Origin of the sequence: Salinispora fenicalii, from assembly GCF_000514815.1 — a bacterium.
Taxonomy (GTDB): domain Bacteria; phylum Actinomycetota; class Actinomycetes; order Mycobacteriales; family Micromonosporaceae; genus Micromonospora; species Micromonospora fenicalii.
Map to the genome: position 1 here is coordinate 100,168 of NZ_AZWQ01000017.1, position 19,361 is coordinate 119,528.

Consider the following 19,361-nt stretch of genomic DNA (forward strand, 5'->3'; position numbering starts at 1 on the left):
GGTGAACGGAACCGAGATCCTGGTCGGCTACGACGGCTCGCCGGACGCGGTCCGGGCCCAGGAGTGGGCGCTGGCCGAGGCCGCCCGGAGTGGGCGGTCGGTGCACCTCGCGTACGTCTTCGAGTGGCTCACCATGGCCGGGTGGACCGGCCCTGGTGGGGGGCCCAGCATCTGGCCCGACGACACCGCTCGACGGCAGGCGGAGGAGCTGGTCCGGCGGGCCGCGGCGGACGCGACCGGCCCGGAGCTGACCGTCACCGGTGAGCTGTACGAGGGGCCGCCCGCGCTGGTGCTCCAGGAGCTCTCGGCGCGGGCCGGCCTGCTGGTAGTCGGTTCGCGCGGGCTCGGCGGCTTCGCCGGCCTGCTGGTCGGCTCGACGGCCGGATCGGTGGCCGCGCACGCCCACTGCCCGGTGGTGGTGGTCCGGGGGGACGCCGACCGCCGGGAGCGGACCGGGCACGTCGCGGCCGGGGTGGACGGCTCGGAGCAGTCCCTGCTCGCCCTGGGCTTCGCCGTCGAACAGGCCGCCGCCCGGAAGGTAGCGCTGCACGTGCTGCGCGCGTGGCGTCCGCCGCCGGGTCAGCGTCCACCGGCCGCCCCGGATGCCCGGGCGGACACTCGGGCGGTCCGCGCCGAGCTGGAGGAGTCACTGGCCCGGTGGCGGCGGGCGTTCCCGGATCTCCAGATCACGGTGGAGGTGGCCGAAGGCAATCCGACCGAATTGCTCGTGACGGCCAGCCGCAACGCCCAGCTGGTCGTGGTCGGCAGCCGAGGCCGCGGCGGCCTGGCCGGGATGCTGCTCGGCTCGGTCAGCCAACAGCTGCTGCACCACGCGCACTCCCCGGTCGCCGTGGTCCGCGAACGCTGAGGCTGGTCCCGGCCGGCTGCGGTGGTCACCGGGGGCGGGACGCGCTCTCGGGTGCGTCACCGCCGCAGAGTGGCCGGGCCGAGCAGGGCACGCAACGCGTTGAGGATCACCAGCACGTCGATGCCCTCCTGCAGGAAGGCACCGGCCACCGGCGGCAGCCGGCCGAGGGCGGCGGCGAACATGGCCAGCACGGCGAGGCCCATGCCCACCGTGGCGCTCTGCACGGCGATCCGGCGCGCGTACCGGGCGATCTCCACGGCGTCGGCCAGCCGCTCCAGCCGGTCAACGGTGAGCACCGCGTCGGCGACATCCGCCGACGCGGTGGCCCCGGTGGCGCCCATCGCCACGCCGACATCCGCGGTGGCCAGGGCGGGGGCATCGTTCACCCCGTCCCCCACCATCACCGTGACTGCCCGGTCCACCTCGGCGCGGACCCGGTCGGCCTTCTCGGCCGGTGCGCAGCGGGCGAGGACATCGTCCACCCCCACCTCTCGGGCCACCCGACTGGCGGTGGCCGGGCGGTCACCGGTGACCATGACGATCCGGCGCAGCCCCGCCGCCCGCAGCCGGCCGACGGTACGCGACGCGTCGGACCGGACCGGGTCCGCCAGCAGGATCACGCCGAGCGGCCCGTGGTCCGCACCGACCCACACCAGTGAGTGCCCGGCCTCCTCGGCGCGGTCCCGGGCCGAGGCCGCCCACTGTGGCGGTGTGCCGTCGAGCTGCCCCACCCATAGGTCACGGCCCTCCACCCGCCCGCGTACGCCCCGGCCCGGCTCCTCGGTGACCCCCTCCGGCTCGGCGAGGTCGAGCTCCCGCTCCCGCGCCCCCTCCACCAGGGCGGTGGCCAGCACGTGTGGGGAGAGCTGTTCCACGGAGGCGGCGAGGCGCAGCACCTCGTCATCCGTGATCCCCGGGGCCGGCACCGTCTCGGCCACCTGGGGGCGCCCGGCGGTCAGGGTTCCGGTCTTGTCCACCAGCAGGGTGCGGGCCCGGCCGAGCAGTTCGAGCGAGCCGCCGTCGCGGACCAGGACCCCGTGCCGGGCGGTACGGGACAGCCCGGAGACGATGGCGATCGGGGTGGCCAGCAGCAGCGGGCAGGGCGTGGCCACCACCAGGACCGCCACCGCCCGGACCAGGTCGCCGGAGACCAGCCAGCCCAGCCCGGCGAGCAGCAGGGTGAACGGAACGAAGGCGACCGCGTACCGGTCGGCCAGCCGGACCGTCGGCGCTTTCTGCGCGGTTGCCTCCCGGGCCAGCCGCACGATCCCGGCGTACGTGCTGGAGGCCGCGTCCGCGGTCGCCCGCAGCCCGAAGGCGGCGCCGGCGTTCACCACGCCGCTGCCCACCCGGTCCCCCGCGACGCGTTGGACCAGCCGCGACTCTCCCGTCACCACCGACTCGTCGAGCGTGGCCGCCGCCGCGAGCTGCCCGTCGACCGGTACCACGTCGCCGGGGCCGACCAGCAGATCGTCGCCGGCGACAACCTGGTCTGCCGGGACCACCTCGATCGTCCCGTCCGAGGCACGTCGGCGCGCGGTACGCGGGGCGTGGGCGAGCAGCGCGCGGAGGTCGCGGGTCGCCCGACCCTGGGCGTACGCCTCCAGGGTCCGACCGGTGGCCACCATCACCGCGATCACCGCCCCGGCCAGGTACTCCGCCACGATGAGCGCACCCGCCAGCGCGAGGACGGCGATGATGTCAACGCCGTACCGCTGGTGCCAGAGCTCGCGCAGCATCGACCCGGCGGCCGGCACCAACGCGGCCACGGTGGCGGCGGCCCAGAGCAGGTCCGCGAGGCCGGACCGGCCGGCGAGCCACGCCACCACGCCAGCGAGCACCAGCGCGGTCAGCCCGCCCAGCGGCGCCCAGAGCAGCCAGCCGCCCGGCCTGGACCGCGCCGGCTGCTCGGGCACGCACTCCGGCTCCGCCGCCATCACCGAAATCGTCCCAGCGGGTCGACCGGAGTGGGCGGTGCATCGCAGAACCCACCGGGTCGAAAGTCGTCCCAGTGGGTCGGCGAGGTGGGCGGTGCGTCACAGAACCCACCGGGTCGAATGGTCCGGCGGTGACGGGACCTGCGCCCCATGTGATTGGCGGACGAATGTCGCAGGATGGATCGGCAACCGCGCCCGGGTGCCCTCCGGGTGCGGCACGATGTGTTCGAGGGAAGGGTCGAGAGCATGAGCCAGACGGACCACGCGCTGACCACCGCGCTCGCGCAGGCCGCCGCGACCGCCGGTCGCGCCCCCTCGGTGCACAACACCCAACCGTGGCGGTGGCGAGTCCTACCCGACGCGCTGGAGCTGCGGGTGGTCCGCGACCGGCAGCTCACCGCCACCGACCCGGAGGGACGGCTGCTCGTCCTGAGCTGCGGTGCGGCGCTGCACCACGCCCGGGTCGCGTTGGCCGCTGAGGGATGGCAGGCGGGGGTGGAGCGGATCCCCGACCCGGATGATGCGGACCTGCTGGCCCGGCTCACCGGCCTGACCCGGGTGGGGACGGACCCCGAGGCGATGCACCTGGTGCAGTGCATGCGAATCCGGCACACCGACCGCCGACCGATCGGTGACGAACCGATCACCGACTCGGCCCTTACCGAGATCACCGAAGCGGCCACCGCCGAAGGGGTCCGGCTCCAGCAACTCGATCGGGACCAGGTGTTGCAGCTGGCGACCGCCGCCTCCCAGGCCGACACCGTGGGGTCGGAGGATCCCCGGCTGCGCGCGGAGCTGGCGTACTGGACCAGCCGGGCCGACGACGTCGGTCTGCCGGCGGCGGTGTTGCCGGAGTCGCCCCCACAGACCACCGTGCCCGGCCGGGACTTCGGCCGGGCCGGCACGCTACCGGTGGGGCCCGGTCATGATCAGGCAGCCGCGTACACGCTGCTCTACGGCGATGAGGACGAGCCCAGCACCTGGTTGCGGGCCGGTGAGGCGCTGTCGGCGGGTTGGCTCACGGCGACCCGGCTGGGCGTCTCGGTGGTGCCGTTGAGCGGGGTGATCGAAGTGCCGGGCACCCGCGCGGAGCTACGCGGGGTACTGGCCGGCATGGGACACCCGTATCTGGTGCTGCGTCTGGGCCGCGCGGATCCGACACACGCCGGTCCGCCGCACACGCCGCGGCTCCCGGTGGAGCAGGTGGTGGACACCACAGCGGTCCGCGGAACCTGACGGGCGTGTCACGTCCCTGATCGGCGGCGTTAGCATCGGCCGGTGACACCCAGTCCCGAACACGAACCGCACGCCACCCCTTCGCTCGGGTTGACCCCGTTGTCCCGGGTCCACCTGGACGAGCTGCTGCAGGAGATGCTGGAGCGGGTCAGCCAGGTGGTCACCAGCCGGGAACGGCTGCGGGCCCTGCTCGACGCGGTGGTCGGCATCAGCACCGACCTCGACCTGCGCAGCACGCTGCAACGCATCGTCGAGGCGGCCTCCGAGCTGGCCGGGGCCCGCTACGGCGCGCTCGGCATCCTCAGCCGAGACCGGACGCTGCACGACTTCGTCATCCACGGTCTCGACGATGAGCAGCGCGCCAAGATCGGTGACCTGCCGCACGGCCGCGGCGTCCTCGGCCTGCTGATCGACGATCCGCGCCCGGTGCGGATGCCCGACATCACCCAGCACCCCGCCTCCTACGGCTTCCCGCCGCACCACCCGCCGATGCACAGCTTCCTCGGGGTCCCGGTGCGGATCCGGGACAAGGTCTTCGGCAACCTCTACCTGGCCGAGAAGCGGGACGCGGCCGAGTTCACCGAGGACGACGAGGAGATCGTGGTGGCGCTGGCCGCCGCGGCCGGGGTGGCGATCGAGAACGCCCGCCTCTACGAGCTGGAGCACCGGCGGGAGCGGTGGCTTGCCGCCGCCGCCGAGATCACCACGCTACTGCTCGGCGAGGTCCGCCGTACCGACGCGCTGTCGCTGGTGGCGCGGCGTGCCCGGGAGGTCGCCGAGGCGGAGCTGGCGCTGGTGCTGCTCTACGACCCTGGCGCGGACACCTTCACCGTGGACGTGGTTGACGGCGCGGGTGAGCAGGCCGCTGCCCTGGTCGGCACTGTCCTGCCGGCCGCCGACACCAGCTTCGGCGCCGCCGTCATCCACGGCCGGCACGACCGAGTGGCGGACCTCGCCTACGCCGCGCCCTGGCCGGCGCTGTTGGACACCGGGCCGGCGGTGCTCTCTCCACTGGCAACCGCGGACACCCTGCACGGCGTGCTGGTGGTGGCGTACAGCGCCGACCACAATGAGACCAGTGAGGACGACCTGGCGCTGCTCGGCAGCTTCGCCGCGCAGGCCGCGTTGGCCATGGAGCGGGCCCGGGGCCAGGAGGAGCGGGAGCTGCTGGTGGTCCTGGAGGACCGCGAGCGGATCGCCCGGGACCTGCACGACGTGGTGATTCAGCGGCTGTTCGCCACCGGCCTGCAGCTGCAGAGCGCGGTACCGATGAGCACCCGCCCCGAACTCGCCAACCGGATCAACGCGGCGGTGGACGACCTGGACGCCACGATCAAGGACATCCGCCGCACCATCTTCGAGCTGCGCACGCCGATGACCGCGCAGCTGCGCTCGGAGATCCGGGACGCGGTCGAGGATGCCGCCGAGTCGCTGGGTTTCCGACCCGCGCTGGAGTTGGCCGGCCCGATCGACAGCGCCGTCTCGGACGAGCTGCGTCCCGATCTCACGGCCGTGCTGCGGGAGGCGCTGTCGAATGCGGTGCGCCACGCCCGGGCCCAGCGCGTCGCGGTCACCGTCCGGGTGGCGGCCGGTCAGGTTTCGGTGACCGTCACCGACGACGGGGTTGGCTGCGATCCGGCCGCCGCCCGGGGCGGGCTGGTCAACCTACGCGAACGCGCCGAACGCCACGGCGGGGTCTTCGAGGTACGACCGGAGCACCCGCACGGCACCCGGCTGCACTGGTCCGTGCCGCTGGACAGCTGAGCCACCAGCGGCACCGGATCCACCCCGCCGGTCAGTGGGTCTTGCCGAGCAGGCGGGTGGCGAGTACGGCTGCCTGCGTCCGCCGCTCCAGGCCGAGCTTCGCCAGCATGCTGGAGACATAGTTCTTCACGGTCTTCTCGGCGAGGAACATCTTGCCGGCGATCTCCCGGTTGGTCAGGCCCTCGGCCACGTACTCCAGGATCCGCCGCTCCTGCTCGGTCAGGGATTTCAGCTCCCGGGGCTGCTCGACGCCGCTGCGGATCCGCTCCAGCACCCGGGTGGTGATCGCGGGGTCGAGCAGCGACTGGCCGGCGGCCACCCGCCGGACCGCGTCCACCAGATCGGTGCCGCGGATCTGCTTGAGCACGTAGCCGGCCGCGCCGGCCATGATCGCCGCGAATAGCGCCTCGTCGTCCTCGTACGAGGTGAGAATCAAGCCCTTGATCGACGAGTCCAGGGCCCGGATGTCCCGGCACACGTCGATGCCGTTGCCGTCGGGCAGCCGCGCGTCGAGAATCGCCACGTCGGGCCGGAGCGCCGGGATGCGGCGGGCCGCCTCCTGCGCCAGGCCGGACTCGCCGACGACCTCAATGTCACCGCTGGCCGTGAGCAGGTCGGCAAGGCCACGACGGACGACTTCGTGGTCGTCGAGTAGGTACACGCGGATCATCTCTTGTTTCTACCTTGCCGACGGCTGTTCTGCAGGGGTCGAAGGTCCCGACCCCGCACCGGCCGGGCACCCGCTCGGCGATTCCCACCCCAGAAGAACGGGCAAGAGTGACAATACGGACATTGCAGGCCGACAGCGCGGACACCGGGAAGCGCCGAGTCCGGGGCAGGACAGTCGGTCCCGTAGGGAAGGGACATCCGGCCCTGGGCCCCGGGCCCCGCCTGAGAGACGGTGGACGAAGCAGCAGACGTGGCGCGCCAGCGGAGGGGAGCGACACCATGGACGCTTACTACACCGTATCGCAGCTACGTGCCGCCGCGGCCGACGCCATTCGCGCCCCGTCGCTGCACAACACGCAGCCGTGGCAGTTCCGCCTGCGCGACGGAGGGATCGAGGTACTGGTCGACCCATCCCGACGGCTACCCGCCACCGACCCGAACGGCTGGGGTCTGCGCATCGCCGCCGGGGCAGCGCTGTTCAACCTCCGGCTGGCCCTGGCCGTGGCCGAAACACCGGCGGCCGTACGGCTGCGCCCGTACCCGGCCGAGCCCGACGTGGTGGCCCGGCTGGTCCCGGACGTGCCGCGCCGCCCCACCCCGATCGAACAGGCCCTGCACGCGGCGATCCCCCGCCGGTTCAGCAACCGCGCCCCCTTCCAGCCCGACCCGGTGCCCGCCGACGCCCGGTGGCGGCTCACCGAGGCGGCCCGAGCCGAGGAGTGCTGGCTGGAGCTGCTGATCGGCACGAGCGCGGTGAACGCGTTCGCGGAGATCGCCCGGGGCGCCCACCGGGTGCTGGAGCGTAACCCGTCGTACCGCGCCGAGCGGGAGAAGTGGGTCCACGACGACGAGGCCCCCGACGGGGTGCCAGCGACCGCCGGCGGCCCGCCGTTCGAACCGCAGGACCTGCTGCCCGCGCGTGCCTTCGGCGGCCGGGAACGCGCCCCCGGCCGCGACTTCGAACCGGAACCCCTCGTCGCGGTGCTCGGCGGCCCCGGCAACACCGCCGTTGACCAGGTCATCGCGGGACAGGCCCTACAACGCACGCTGCTCACCGCCACCGACGCCGGGCTCTCCGTGTCGATGCTCTCCCAACCCATCGAGGTACCATCCGCCCGGGAGCAGCTTCGGCTCTCGCTGGGCCGCTACGGCACCCCGCAGATGGTGATGCGGATCGGGTACGGCCAACCCGGCTGGCCCACCCCCCGCCGCGACGTTGACGAGGTGCTCGACCTGACCGTCCCGCAGCTCTGACCGCCCGGCCGCCCCCGCTGCCGCCGGACTCGGATCGCGGGGCGCGGTGCGGCGGCGCGGTCCCCCTCGAGCGCGGGGCGACCCGCACGGTCACCCTCGAGCGCGGCGCGGCGGCACGGTTACCCCTCGAGCGCGGGGCGACCCGCACGGTCAGCGTCCGGCCGACAGCAGCGCCGCCTCCCGGGCTGGTTCCAGGCCCACCGGGGCGCGTTGCGGACGGCCCGCGCGAGGCGGCACCGCGCCAACCGCCCGCAGCCAGGACCAGGTGTCGGCCACGGTGTCGGCCACCGGGCGGCAGACCAGCCCGGCGGCGTACGCGGCCCGCACGTCACGCTCCTGCAGCCAGCGGTACGGGTGCCCGGCCGGAATCCAGATCGGCAGGTCGTTCCAGGGCACCACGCCCGCCGCCAGAATCCGCTCCGGTTCGACCCAGCGCAGCCGGGCGTCGGCCCCCGTCACCGCCACACAGGCGGCCAGCAACTCCCCCATCGTCGCGTGCCCGGTACGGCTGACCACGTTGAACGTCCCACCGGGCACATTCGGGTCGAGCAGGAACGCCGCCAGGTCGCGGACGTCGACGTACTGCAGGGCGAGGTCGGCCGGGCCGGGCGCCAGCACGGCACCGCCACGGGCGATCCGCTGCAGCCACCACGGCAACCGACCGATGTCCTCACCCGGTCCGAGGATCAGGCCGGCCCGGGCGATCAGCGCGCGCTCGCCGTAGACCTCCCGGACGGCCCGCTCGGCGCCGGCCTTGTTGACCGCGTAGTCGGCCTCGGCGGCGTCGGACGCGGCGTCAACCACCGGAGCGTCCTCCGCCGACCCCAACGCCACCGGCTCGGCGTAGACCGAGCCGCTGGAGACGTAGCCGTAGCGCCCGACCTGCCCGGCCAGCGCCCGGGCCGAATCCCTGGCGGCCCGGGGCGCCCCATCCCAGGTATCAACAACCAGATCCCACTCCTGGCCGGCGAGCGCGGCCAGCCCGCCCGGTGCGGTCCGATCGCCCCGTAGCCGCCGCACACCGGTCGGCGTCGTCCCATGGCGACCCCGGTTGAAGACCGTCACCTCCCACTCTCGGCGCAGCGCCGCACCGACCACCGCCCCGCCGACAAATCCCGTACCACCCAGCACCAGCAGTCTCATGTCTCCACCGTGCCGGCCCGTGACGGCTACGCCTACCAGGTTCTGCCGCCAGCAGTTCTGCTGAGGGCAGAAGACCGGTCCCGATCACAGGCCGTGCGCCCGGCGCGGCCCGTGATCGGGACGTGCACCCGGCGCGGCCCGTGATCGGGGCGCGCACGCGGCGGCGGACCGCGACGTCAGGTGGTGTGGACGCCAACCTCCTTCAGCGAGTAGCCCCAGTCGGTTCCGCGCTCCTGACCCTGGATGCGGACGTAGCGAGCCGACGTCGGGTCAAAGATCGCCGTGTCCAAACCACCGTCACCATCCGATACAGCGGAGACGGTCTGCCAGGAGCTGCCGTCGGCGCTCACCTCGATCCGGTACGCCCGGGCGTACTCGCCCGCCCACTCCAGGGTGACCCGTCGAATCTGCTGTGCCGAGCCGAGATCCAACCGCAGCCACTGGTTATCACTCCACCAGCTCGCCCAGCGGGTCGTCGGGTCGCCGTCCACGGCTCGACGGGGCGCGTAGGTGGTGAACGGCTTCCACGCGGTCGAGCTGGCCGAGGCGGACGACCCGGTGGCGAGGTTGACGCCCGGCGCGTGGCCTTCCGTGGCACCCCACATGCCCAGGTACGACTCGGCACCGCGCAACAGGTCGTCCACCACCGCCTGGCCGCCCAGGACCCGGATCTCCTCCACCCAGTCCGGCACCAGCCCGTAGTGGGGTGCACCGTCAACGTTGATGTCCCAGGTCCGGTCACCGGTGGTCTGCCGGTCGAGGACGGCACCGCCGAACGCGGACTGGTACGGATACTGGACCGGGTTCGGGGTGTCCGCGCCCCGGGGGCCGGGCCAGCTGCCGAAGCCGTTCATGTCGGTGCCGAAGCCGTACCCGACGTCGTAGCTGTCGCGCAGCTCCTTCGTCCGATCCGCGTCCGCGATGAACCGCTCGGCACCGTGCATGTACTGCGTGATGAACCCGCCGAGTTGGTAGACCCGCTCGCTCCAGAGCAGGTCCATCCAGCTGTGCGACGAGACCACACCGGGGTACGACACGGACTCGAAGATGTCCAGGGCCCGGCCGGTGGCCTTGACGCTCATGTGGTCGATCTCCACCAGCATGTTGCGGTCCATCATGCCCCGCAGGGCGTACTCACCGAGTCTGGTCAGCCCGCGGACGTTGCACCGCGCATCCGACGAGTACGACGGCATCTCGACGTCGGACGGGAGCAGGTCGCCCAGCCCAGCGAGGTCTCCGGAGGCGATGGGGTTGTCCTGCTGCGGCCCCCGGCACTCCTCCGTCGTCCAGAAGGTCCCGGTCGACAGGAACTGCCCGGCGTTGACCGCGATCCCGGTGGTCCCGGAGTCGAATCGGACACCACAGAGCGCGTTGTCGAACTTGTGGCACAGGAACATGCTGCGCACGCCGAGCTCGTGCAGCTCGTCGAGCCCGCGATCGATGTCCTCCTCGTCGCATTGGGAGGTGTCCAGGATTTGCTTACAGCCGAATGGTTCGGAGGTTTCGACCCCCAGGACGACGGCGAGCTTGCCCTGCTCGATGACCTCGCGGGCCTGGTCGCTGTCGGTGACGACGCGGAACCATCCCTGGCCCGCTCCGCCGTACATCTGGTCGATGTAGTCCTGCATCTCGTACGTCTTGGCGGCCTGGAGCCGAATCGAGGTCATCTCGTCGCAGCTTCGGTCCTTGAAGAAGTAGACCGAGCAGATCACCCCGTTGGTTACCAGGTGGTTGACCATGATCCGCTGGCCGCCGCGCCAGGCGCGCTCGATCCAGGCGTAGTAGTTCTGCTGGTGGGTCTGCGAGTCGTGGGCCGGCCAGTCCGCGAACGTCGGCCAGCCGTCGGGGTCGTGCCGGCCGTCACCACCGTTGGTGAGGAAGTCGAACAGGGCCAGGGAGCCGTCGGGGTAGTGCTCCGGGCAGTCCTTGAGCGCGTCGGCGATGCCCGCGTCGGAGAAGGGTTTGCCGCAGAGGAGCCGCCCACCGAAGGCCTCGTTGGACATGATGTGGTTGTGCGCGTCCACGAAACCGCGCACCTGACCCTGGGCGTCGGTGCCGGTGAACGGCGCTCCGGTGACCCCGATCGCGGAGTCGGGCGCCGGCCGGTCGGTCGGCGTCCACCAGTCGGGCTCCTCCGCCGCGCTGGGTGCCGCCGTAGTGAGCAGCAGGGTGATCACGGCCAGCAGGACGGTCGCCAGCAGGGATCGTTGTCGGGTCGCTCGGCTCGCCATCAGCGGTCGTCGCCGCCGGGTCAGGAGAGACATTGTTCCTCCAGGGCAGAACTCGGATCGGTGTGCGCAACACCGAAAGGCGATCCGCCGTGGCTCCCCGGGTGTCCAGGTGTGGCCTCCCCGGGGTGTCCGGGTGTGGCCGGATTGGCGGTAGCGGGCCGTTACCAGCAGGTCTTCCGGTGCTGCCCAACCGGGCGTTTCGGTGAGATTACGGACCGCGGCCGAGCAAGTTACCGTGGAGTAGCTGACATATTGCAACATTTGAAACTAGCTATTAACAGATCGGCTACGGCCAGCCACGACGGCCGGCACGGCGGGCAGGCCACCCCACCCGCCCACTACACCCGGGTCGACCGAAAAGCCGGAACTATCCCTTGCCGCAGCTCACGAAAAATAAACGAATATCTATCGATAGAAGGCCTGGACGACGAGCTGGATACGCCCGGAACGAGGTCGCCAGCGGACTGGACTTGGATGACCTCAACCGTCCGGTAACTCCCGGCCCGTGCAGCAGCGCCTCGCGGACCGCACCTGCACATTCAATGGTGGGCGATACTGGGTTTGAACCAGTGACCTCTTCCGTGTCAAGGAAGCGCGCTCCCACTGCGCCAATCGCCCTGAACCACCGCAACCCAGCGATCTAGGGCTGACGGTGTGAACGAGCGGACGACGGGATTCGAACCCGCGACCCTCACCTTGGCAAGGTGATGCGCTACCAGCTGCGCTACGTCCGCGTGTCACCGAACCGTGTCGGCGACGGGTTCACTCTACCCGACGGCAAGATCGCCGAGATCGGACCCCCGGCCACGTCGGCTCAACCGATCTCGCCGGCCGCCAATAGCTTGATCAGTGTCGGACGGGCACCGCGAACAGCCCAGCCGCTTCCGTGGCCGCCAACTCCCGATCCACTGGCACGATCGCCACACCCTGACCAGACGCCAGAACCCCAACAGTCCTGATCAACACGCCCCGAACCGACAACCACCACCACTACACACCATGCTCGAGAGTGCCTGGATCGCCTGCTGCCCATCTTCCCCATTGGCGCTGCCACGACACACAAGCGGAAGGAGCTGGAAAGCCACCCTCGATCGGAGAGGGACACAACGGTCGGCAGCCGGTCGTAATGTAGGGGATTACGACCATTTCCAGTGCTACCGAGATGTCCGCTATGGTGTCTTGCTAGAAGTGGCGAGTTGCCGCGGACATCGCCCGGACTACGTGAAGCGCCGACTCCGCACGAGAGAAACGGGGAGGCCGCACAGGTGGAGGCACCGGAACTGGCCCGAGTCGACCAGACCCTACGGCAATTGTGTGCAGAGCACGGGCTGGGCTGGGTAGTGCACGCAACAGACGCCGCCGTCGCCGAGGGCCATGCCGAATCGGTAACCGAGGGTAGCAGTAACCACAATCGACGACGCGGTTCCTCCGCCTTCGGGTACGGCCTACGGCCAGACGAACGCAGCCGGATCGAGCCCGAGATCGTGCAGCGGCCATACACGGACGAGGAACGGGTATTGCTGCTACTCGATGCGATGCTCGTGATCTACAGTGAGCTTCCGGACCTTCGCGCGGAGACAGTGCGCGTGCTCACCGACGGCTTCCAGGGACGAGTCGCAGTGCCACACCAGATCGTCACAGCTCTCGACGAAGACACCGAGGAGGCCGTCATCCTCTGGCAGCCCGAGTTGGCCGGTGGTAGGCAGAACCGACAGCGGGTCATCGGCGCGCTGACCGCCCTACGACAGGCGGTGGTGTCGGAGTGACAGATCCCGTTGGCGCTCTGCTCACCGAACTGGCGGACGCGATGCAGAGCGTGACGACGCCGTTCACCCGGGCCGACGAGGCGGATCGGATCTACGAGGGCTACTTGTTTGCACAGGTGATCGCCGCAGCGGCCGAGTGCGGCGGTCGGGTTACCTACGAAGACTGCTACGAAAGGGAAGTGCGGGACCTTGTTCTACGAGGCGCCCCTGGTGTCATCCATGCCCGGAAGCGGCCGTTCACACACGCGGTCTTGTACTTCGGTGCTGCTCGTCCGATCGAGGTTCATATGCGAGTAAAGGTCCGGTCGAAAAACTTCGACGGCGAGTCAGACGTGCTGCTCATTGACACCAAGGCGGCCCGCAACAGCCGAGACACACAGCAGTTGCCGAAGCCTCCCGGGTGTGTGCTGACAATCGAGGGCAAGTACTACCCACTCGGCGTACCGCGCGACGAAGCGCTGAAGTACATCGGAATGCGGAACAGCTTCCCACAGTCGATGGCGAGCCTGTTCGTCACCAATTCGTTCTCGACACATGCGAATAAATGCCTCATCCATGCTCAACGCCTGCCGTTCGAGTTCGGCGCGGTGCCCGGGACCCGGTTCCAGACCTACGTTCGCGCGCACATCCGCGAGGTGCTCAAAAGGTGGGTGGGCAGATTCGACTTGGCCCATCGGGTCTGACCCACGGGGACGAGCCCCCGCCACTCACCCCGACTTGACTCACGGTCTGCTGATCCCCCGGTCTACCGGTTCCAGCCGACTAGTTGACGTATTCCACAATTAGCGGGCTCGCCACCAGGCAATCAACGTCACCGCCGGCCGCCGGTAGCAGCGCGCTGACCCGGGCCAGACCGGTCACCCTGGCGGCCGTGCTGACCGTGGGACGCTGCGCGTCCAGGGCCGCGAGCAAGTCCCGGACGCCGTTCCGGGACAGCGGCCCACTCGTCGCCTCCGGCGAATCCGGTGCCAGTGCGCTGACGACGTGCCCAGCCTGGGTGACAAAGCTCGAACCTGACCCAGCGGCCCGGGACCAGACTGGGCTCGGTGTACCACGGCGTGTCGCGCCCCATCCGCTTCTCCACCCGCTCAAGGTGACGCCGCATCTCTCGGACACGGTCCGGCGCGGGGCTCGCCACGTCGACTCCGGCGAAGGATCCGACCGCGTGTAGCTTCATGGCAGGCAGCGCGCGGCGCGGCTCCGGTACGAACTCGTTTAGCTTGCCCGTCGACAGATACACAACCTCACGCACTGGCGCTCCCAGGTGCTTGGCTTCGGCACTGTTCAGCTAGGCGCATCCTGCCACCGCTCACCAAAACTGGCTGCCTCGCCAGAAGCAGAGCTGGGGCGGGGACGGCGGATACCGGCCTGCAGACTCCCGCTCACCGGAGAACAACGAAGGGCTGGCCCTCTATGGACCAGCCCTAACAAGCAAAAATGGTGCGCACACTGCCACGCGTGGTGGGCGATACTGGGTTTGAACCAGTGACCTCTTCCGTGTCAAGGAAGCGCGCTCCCACTGCGCCAATCGCCCTCGATGATGCTGAGGTGGGGACGGGATTTGAACCCGCGTACACGGCTTTGCAGGCCGTTGCCTCGCCTCTCGGCCACCCCACCGGGTTGCCCCCGGTCAAACGTGGCGGCATCTCCGAGCGGACGACGGGATTCGAACCCGCGACCCTCACCTTGGCAAGGTGATGCGCTACCAGCTGCGCTACGTCCGCACGTCCCGGCTTCCCGGTGACGGATGAGAACTTTAGCCGAGCGGGCGAGCAGTTGCCAACTCGACCCCCCTCGGCGCGTCCCCGCCCGCACCTCAACCCGGGCCAGGACCCACCCTGGGCCGACCGAGCCGCACCGCCGAAAGCGCCCCGTAGTGCAGCACCGAAGAGCCGGAGCCGCGCCTAAGAGAACTGTCCTACTTCCGACTGCTGTAGGGCGAATTCACCCTGAGTGGTAACAGCCCGTGCCCGTTCGGGTGCACTACGGTAACGGTCGTGACGAGACGTGCGGCCGAGGTCCGCCTGGATGCCCTGCTGCGCACCGCCTGCGACGTGATCGTGGAACGCGGGTTGGCGAACACCCGCACCGCGGACGTGGCCCAGGCGGCCGGGGTGAGTCAGGCACTGGTCTTCTACCATTTCGCCACCAAGGACCGGCTACTCGCCGAGGCGTTCGCGTACGCGGTCGAGCAGGATCTAAGCCGGCTGGACGCGGTGCTGCGCTCCAGCGCCCCACCACTGGCCAAGCTCCGCCGCCTGGTGCGGCTCTACACCCCCGCCGGTCGTCCCACGTCCTGGGCTATGTGGATCGACGGCTGGGCCGAGTCGCTGCGTACCCCGGAGTTGGAGAAGACCTCCCGCCGGCTGGACCTGCGCTGGCGGCAGGATCTCGCGACGGTGATCGCGGCCGGGGTAGCCGACGACACCTTCGAGTGCGCCGACCCGGCTGGCGCCGCCTGGCGGATCAGTGCCGTGATGGACGGTCTCGCCGTCCAGCTCGCGGTGCACGACCGGGTGATCTCCCGACGCCAGTTCACCGAGTGGGTACGCCTGGTGACCGCCCGGGAGCTGGGGCTCGACCCGACACAGCTGGACTGAACGCGGACCGAACCGACGCGGATGCCGCCGCCGTTGTCGTCGGTCTGTTCCGCAGCGGCGGATGAGCCCGACCGGACCGGGCCGTAACCCTGGCGGGCCGGCTGCGGGAGAATCACGCGGTGTCCGAACTCGCCAGCGCCTTCGTCCGACTGCACGCCCGTCTCGCGCCGGTCGCCTTCGTCCCCGAGGTACGACTCCACCAGGCCGACGACGCGGTCGGGCTCTGGGAACTGACCGAGGGCGAGTTCCGCAGTGACCAGCCACCGCCCTTCTGGGCCTTCGCCTGGGCCGGCGGGCAGGCCCTCGCCCGATACGTCACCGATCATCCGGACCTGGTCGCCGGTCGACGAGTGCTCGACCTCGCCGCCGGCTCGGGTCTGGTGGCCATCGCCGCGGCCCGCGCCGGGGCCACCGCCGTCCGCGCGGTCGAGGTCGACCCGCTGGCCGTCGCGGCCGTCGCCGTCAACGCCGAGGCCAACGGGGTACGCCTCGACGCCGAGCTGGCCGACATCCTCGACGGCAACGCGGGCGACGCGGAGGTCGTCCTCGCCGGAGACGTGTTCTACAGCGCGGCGATGGCGAGGCGGATGCTCCGCTTCCTGCTCACCGCCGCTCGCGCGGGCGCCACGGTGCTGGTCGGCGACCCAGAGCGCGCATTCCTGCCCCGCGACCGCTTCGACCCGCTGGCCAGGTACGAGGTGCCGGTGCCCGAGACGCTGGAGAGCGTACGCGTGAAGCGTGCCACGGTGTGGCGGCTGCGGGCCGGGCTGCCCGGAACGGCCCGCTAGCGTGTCCGGCGTGCTGTTCCGGAGCTGGACGAAGACCGCCGGCACCCACTGGCCGGCCGTCACCCGCGTCGCTGACCGACAGGGCACCGAACACCTGTTGGTGACCCAGCACGCGCTGGTCCGGCAAGTGCTCACCGACCAGGTGACCTACCGTCCGGACAATGCCCTGGACGCCGTCACCCCGATCCCGGTAGCCGCCCTGCGGGTGCTCGCCGGACACCACTTCCGCCTCCCCCCGACCCTGGCCAACAACGGCGGCGTGAGCCACCCGGCGATCCGCGCTCTCGTCGCCGACGCGCTCCACCCGGCGAAGGTCGCCGCCCAACGGCCCTGGCTGACCGGGCTGGTGGCCGAGCGGGTGGCCGCGATCCGCGCCACCCTCGACGCTGGCGGCTCCGCCGACCTGCACGCCGATCTCAGTGCCGACCTGCCGCTGCTGGTCCTGGCCCGCCTGGTCGAACTCCCGGACGCCCCGGTCTCCGCGGTGAAGCAGTTCGCCCGCGCGGCGCTGGAGCTGTTCTGGGCCCCGCTGGACGCCGACCGCCAGCTGGCCCTGGCCGACGAGGTCGGCCGGTTCCACCAGGTGCTACGGGAATTCGCGGACACCGGCGGTGGGCTGGCCGCCGCCCTGCGCGCCATCGGGCACCCGCCGGATGTGCTCGTCGGGGCACTGTTCTTCCTGCTGGTAGCCGGTCAGGAGACCACGTCGCAGTTCCTCACCCTGCTCCTGCACCGGCTGGCCGGCGAGCCGACGGTTCGCGCCGCGCTGCGGGACGGCATCGTCTCGGTGACAAACGTGGTCGAGGAGGGGCTGCGGCTGGAGCCGCCGATCGTCACCTGGCGTCGGGTCGCCGCCGCGGACAGCACCCTGGGCGGGATCGCCGTGCCGGCGGGCACCAGCATGCTGCTGTGGCTGGCCCGGGCCGGCCGGGACCCGGCCATCGTGCCGGCGCCCGACGAGTTCCGGCCCGGCCAACGGGGGTCGCGCCGGCATCTGGCCTTCGGGGCGGGCGCCCACCGTTGCCTCGGCGACCAGTTGGCCCGGATGGAGGCGGCGGTGGTAGTCGAGCAGGTCACCCCGCTGCTTGACGGGGTGACCGTGGTGCGTGCTCCGTGGTATCCGGACAACCTCACCTTCCGGATGCCCGACGCCTTCGTGATCCGCCGCTGACCAGCCGGCTCAGCGGACCTCCTCGGCCCAGACCCGCCAGTCGTCGAGCACCCCGTACAGCGCCGGGGTGAGCCATCCCGGCGCGGACCGCCGGAACACGCCCGGGTCGATCGCCCCGGCTCCGGCCGGCAACGCGCCGAGCAGGTACGGCACCAGGTCGGTCAGGTTCGCCCAGTGGACCAGCTCCGGTTCGGCCGGCCAGGCACCGAGCAGCACTCCCGCCGGCACCGCCCGGCGTTCCAACGCCTCCAGGGTGAGCGCGGTGTGGTTGAGGGTGCCCAGACCGGCCCGCGCCACCACCACGGCCGGGCAGCCGAGGGAGACCGCGAGATCGGCCATCGTCCACGGCTCACCCGACGGGCGCAGCCCCATCGGTACGAGCAGCCCGCCGGCCCCCTCGACCAGGACCAGGTCATGCTTGTCGGCCTCGGCGCGGACGGCGTCCACCGCCGTGTACAGCTCCAGCGGCGGCAGCTCGGCGACCCGGGCCGCGGCCAACGGAGCCAGCGGATCGGGGAAGTTCGCCAGCGTCCGCCCGGTGAGCGGTGCGGCGAGTCGAGTGACTTCGTCGATGTCGACCGGGTCGCCGGTGGCCGTACCGGTCTGGCCTGGCTTGACCACCGCGACCCGCAGCCCGGCGGCCTGCGCCGCCGCCGTGACCGCCGCGGTCGCCACGGTCTTGCCGACCCCGGTGTCGGTGCCGGTCACCAGAACCGGCCCCTGCCACGGCGTCACACTCACGGCGCGCACTCCACGATGACCTCCAGGGCCCGCTCGAAGTCGGCCCGGGGAACCCCGACGTTGATGGTCAGCCGGAGCCGGGAGCGGCTGTCCGGGGTGGAGGGGGGACGGAAGCAGCCGACCGCGACGCCCCGGTCCCGGCAGTCGGCGGCCCAGGCGGTGGCCGCCTCGGGCCCCGGTGCGGTCACCGACACGACCGCGCCCTTCGGCACCGACCCGGTGAGGCCGGCGGCTCGCAACCGCCGGACCGTGAACGCGGCCCGGTCACTCAACTCAGCCCGCAGCTGCTCGCCCCGCCAGGCGAGCCCCACGGCGGCCCGTACCCCGGCCACCACCGCCGGCGGCGGGGCGGTGTCGAAGATGAACGTCCGCCCGGTCTCGACCAGGTGCCGGACGAACTCCGCCGGAGCGGCGACGACACCACCGGCTCCGCCCAATGCCTTGGAGAGGGTCGCGGTGACAATCACGTCGGGCTCCCCGGCCAGACCGGCCGCGGTCGCTCCCCCGGCACCACCGGGCCCGACCACGCCGAGCCCGTGGGCATCGTCAACCAGCAGCAACGCGTTGTGCTCCCGGGCGACCGCGTGCAGCTCGGCGAGGGGAGCGAGATCCCCGTCAACCGAGAACACCGACTCGGTTACCACCACTGCCGGGCGACCCGGCGCGGCGCCGAGCGCGGCCCGGACCGCGTCCACGTCGGCATGCGGGGTCACCATGGTCTCGGCACCGGAAATCCGACACCCGTCGATCAGTGACGCGTGGTTGTGCGCGTCGGAGACCAGGAGCGTCCGCGGCCGCACCAAGCCCCGGACCACGCCGACGTTGGCCAGGTAGCCGGAGGAGAAGAGCAGGGCGCGTTCGGCCCCGAGCCAACCGGCGAGATCTTCTTCGAGGGCGTGGTGCGGTGCGGTGGAGCCACGCACCAGCCGGGACCCGGTGGCGCCCAGCCCGTACTCGTCGAGCGCCGCGGTGGCCGCCGCGGTCACCGCGGGGTGCCTCGACAGACCCAGATAGTCGTTGCCGGCCAGGTCAACGATGTCGTCGGCGGCGGTTCGAGGGCGGAGGGTGCGGGTCAGCCCCGCCTTGGCGCGCAGCTCGGCTCGGCGGTCCAGGGCCGCAAGCCAGTCCGACACCGCCGCTCCTTCCCCGGCTCCCGCTCGCCGGGCGCCTCCGCCGGGGCGAACGTACCACCT

Annotated in this window: 16 protein-coding genes, 5 tRNA genes and 1 pseudogene; 9 read left to right on the top strand and 13 right to left on the bottom strand. The window is 71.5% G+C overall.

Annotation, left to right across the window (positions count from 1 at the left end; translation table 11 throughout):
• Nucleotide 1 precedes the first annotated feature (1 nt).
• The gene (locus B116_RS0107375) at nucleotides 2-868 is read left to right on the top strand and encodes a universal stress protein (RefSeq protein WP_027659659.1); all 867 of its coding nucleotides are present in this window, start codon (nucleotides 2-4) and stop codon (nucleotides 866-868) included.
• Between the two features lie 56 nt (nucleotides 869-924).
• Here the strand turns inward: B116_RS0107375 and B116_RS0107380 are convergent, their stop codons facing one another.
• On the bottom strand, nucleotides 925-2,805 hold the full coding sequence (locus tag B116_RS0107380; protein ID WP_027659660.1) for a heavy metal translocating P-type ATPase: 1,881 nt from the start codon (nucleotides 2,803-2,805) through the stop codon (nucleotides 925-927).
• 246 nt (nucleotides 2,806-3,051) lie between these two features.
• Here B116_RS0107380 and B116_RS0107385 point away from each other — a divergent pair, with 246 nt between their 5' ends.
• Nucleotides 3,052-4,041 carry an Acg family FMN-binding oxidoreductase gene (locus tag B116_RS0107385; RefSeq protein ID WP_397540627.1) on the top strand — a complete coding sequence of 330 codons (990 nt, stop codon included), beginning with the start codon at nucleotides 3,052-3,054 and terminating at the stop codon, nucleotides 4,039-4,041.
• Nucleotides 4,042-4,083: 42 nt separating this feature from the next.
• Nucleotides 4,084-5,805, top strand: a complete 1,722-nt coding sequence (locus B116_RS0107390) for a sensor histidine kinase (RefSeq protein WP_027659662.1) — start codon at nucleotides 4,084-4,086, stop codon at nucleotides 5,803-5,805.
• 31 nt (nucleotides 5,806-5,836) lie between these two features.
• Here B116_RS0107390 and B116_RS0107395 read toward each other — a convergent pair whose 3' ends face one another.
• Nucleotides 5,837-6,475 (bottom strand): response regulator, encoded by a 639-nt coding sequence (locus tag B116_RS0107395; RefSeq protein WP_018253417.1) that lies wholly within the window; start codon nucleotides 6,473-6,475, stop codon nucleotides 5,837-5,839.
• 278 nt (nucleotides 6,476-6,753) lie between these two features.
• Here B116_RS0107395 and B116_RS0107400 point away from each other — a divergent pair, with 278 nt between their 5' ends.
• Nucleotides 6,754-7,728 (top strand): Acg family FMN-binding oxidoreductase, encoded by a 975-nt coding sequence (locus B116_RS0107400; RefSeq protein WP_018721696.1) that lies wholly within the window; start codon nucleotides 6,754-6,756, stop codon nucleotides 7,726-7,728.
• A 150-nt stretch (nucleotides 7,729-7,878) separates the two neighbouring features.
• Here the strand turns inward: B116_RS0107400 and B116_RS0107405 are convergent, their stop codons facing one another.
• From B116_RS0107405 to B116_RS0107420, 4 genes are all read right to left on the bottom strand, one after another.
• Nucleotides 7,879-8,871, bottom strand: a complete 993-nt coding sequence (locus tag B116_RS0107405) for an NAD-dependent epimerase/dehydratase family protein (RefSeq protein WP_027659663.1) — start codon at nucleotides 8,869-8,871, stop codon at nucleotides 7,879-7,881.
• Nucleotides 8,872-9,047: 176 nt separating this feature from the next.
• Nucleotides 9,048-11,102 carry a discoidin domain-containing protein gene (locus B116_RS0107410; protein WP_027659664.1) on the bottom strand — a complete coding sequence of 685 codons (2,055 nt, stop codon included), beginning with the start codon at nucleotides 11,100-11,102 and terminating at the stop codon, nucleotides 9,048-9,050.
• 543 nt (nucleotides 11,103-11,645) lie between these two features.
• Nucleotides 11,646-11,720, bottom strand: a tRNA-Val gene (locus B116_RS0107415).
• Nucleotides 11,721-11,763: 43 nt separating this feature from the next.
• Nucleotides 11,764-11,836 (bottom strand) — tRNA-Gly (locus B116_RS0107420).
• A 531-nt stretch (nucleotides 11,837-12,367) separates the two neighbouring features.
• Between B116_RS0107420 and B116_RS0107425 the strand changes: the two genes are divergently transcribed.
• Entirely contained in the window at nucleotides 12,368-12,868 is a 501-nt protein-coding gene (locus tag B116_RS0107425) for a hypothetical protein (protein ID WP_027659665.1), read from the top strand.
• Nucleotides 12,865-13,551, top strand: a complete 687-nt coding sequence (locus B116_RS0107430) for a hypothetical protein (RefSeq protein WP_018721700.1) — start codon at nucleotides 12,865-12,867, stop codon at nucleotides 13,549-13,551. The genes B116_RS0107425 and B116_RS0107430 overlap by 4 nt, the downstream gene beginning before the upstream one ends.
• Nucleotides 13,552-13,630: 79 nt before the next feature.
• Here B116_RS0107430 and B116_RS28610 read toward each other — a convergent pair whose 3' ends face one another.
• The 5 genes and pseudogenes from B116_RS28610 to B116_RS0107450 all read right to left on the bottom strand — a co-directional run bounded on the left by B116_RS28610 (nucleotide 13,631) and on the right by B116_RS0107450 (nucleotide 14,592).
• Entirely contained in the window at nucleotides 13,631-13,984 is a 354-nt protein-coding gene (locus B116_RS28610) for an SAVMC3_10250 family protein (protein WP_263404863.1), read from the bottom strand.
• A pseudogene (locus B116_RS28615) lies at nucleotides 13,932-14,120 on the bottom strand (SAVMC3_10250 family protein); the annotation flags it as partial. The pseudogene B116_RS28615 and the gene B116_RS28610, both read right to left, overlap by 53 nt.
• 207 nt (nucleotides 14,121-14,327) lie before the next feature.
• Nucleotides 14,328-14,402, bottom strand: a tRNA-Val gene (locus B116_RS0107440).
• Nucleotides 14,403-14,414: 12 nt separating this feature from the next.
• Nucleotides 14,415-14,485: transfer RNA gene (locus tag B116_RS0107445), tRNA-Cys, on the bottom strand.
• Between the two features lie 34 nt (nucleotides 14,486-14,519).
• Nucleotides 14,520-14,592: transfer RNA gene (locus tag B116_RS0107450), tRNA-Gly, on the bottom strand.
• 273 nt (nucleotides 14,593-14,865) lie between these two features.
• Between B116_RS0107450 and B116_RS0107455 the strand changes: the two genes are divergently transcribed.
• The 3 genes from B116_RS0107455 (at nucleotide 14,866) to B116_RS0107465 (ending at nucleotide 17,427) form a co-directional block, all read left to right on the top strand.
• Nucleotides 14,866-15,468: a TetR/AcrR family transcriptional regulator gene (locus B116_RS0107455; protein ID WP_027659666.1), complete on the top strand. Its 603-nt coding sequence runs from the start codon at nucleotides 14,866-14,868 to the stop codon at nucleotides 15,466-15,468.
• A gap of 119 nt (nucleotides 15,469-15,587) precedes the next feature.
• On the top strand, nucleotides 15,588-16,256 hold the full coding sequence (locus B116_RS0107460) for a class I SAM-dependent methyltransferase (protein WP_018721705.1): 669 nt from the start codon (nucleotides 15,588-15,590) through the stop codon (nucleotides 16,254-16,256).
• Between the two features lies 1 nt (nucleotide 16,257).
• Nucleotides 16,258-17,427: a cytochrome P450 gene (locus B116_RS0107465; RefSeq protein WP_027659667.1), complete on the top strand. Its 1,170-nt coding sequence runs from the start codon at nucleotides 16,258-16,260 to the stop codon at nucleotides 17,425-17,427.
• 9 nt (nucleotides 17,428-17,436) lie between these two features.
• Here the strand turns inward: B116_RS0107465 and bioD are convergent, their stop codons facing one another.
• Both bioD and B116_RS0107475 read right to left on the bottom strand, forming a co-directional pair.
• Nucleotides 17,437-18,177, bottom strand: a complete 741-nt coding sequence (gene bioD, locus B116_RS0107470; RefSeq protein WP_018721707.1) for a dethiobiotin synthase — start codon at nucleotides 18,175-18,177, stop codon at nucleotides 17,437-17,439.
• Complete coding sequence (locus tag B116_RS0107475) at nucleotides 18,165-19,301, bottom strand: 8-amino-7-oxononanoate synthase (protein ID WP_027659668.1); 1,137 nt, start codon at nucleotides 19,299-19,301, stop codon at nucleotides 18,165-18,167. Before B116_RS0107475 ends, bioD begins: the two co-directional genes overlap by 13 nt.
• Nucleotides 19,302-19,361 lie beyond the last annotated feature (60 nt).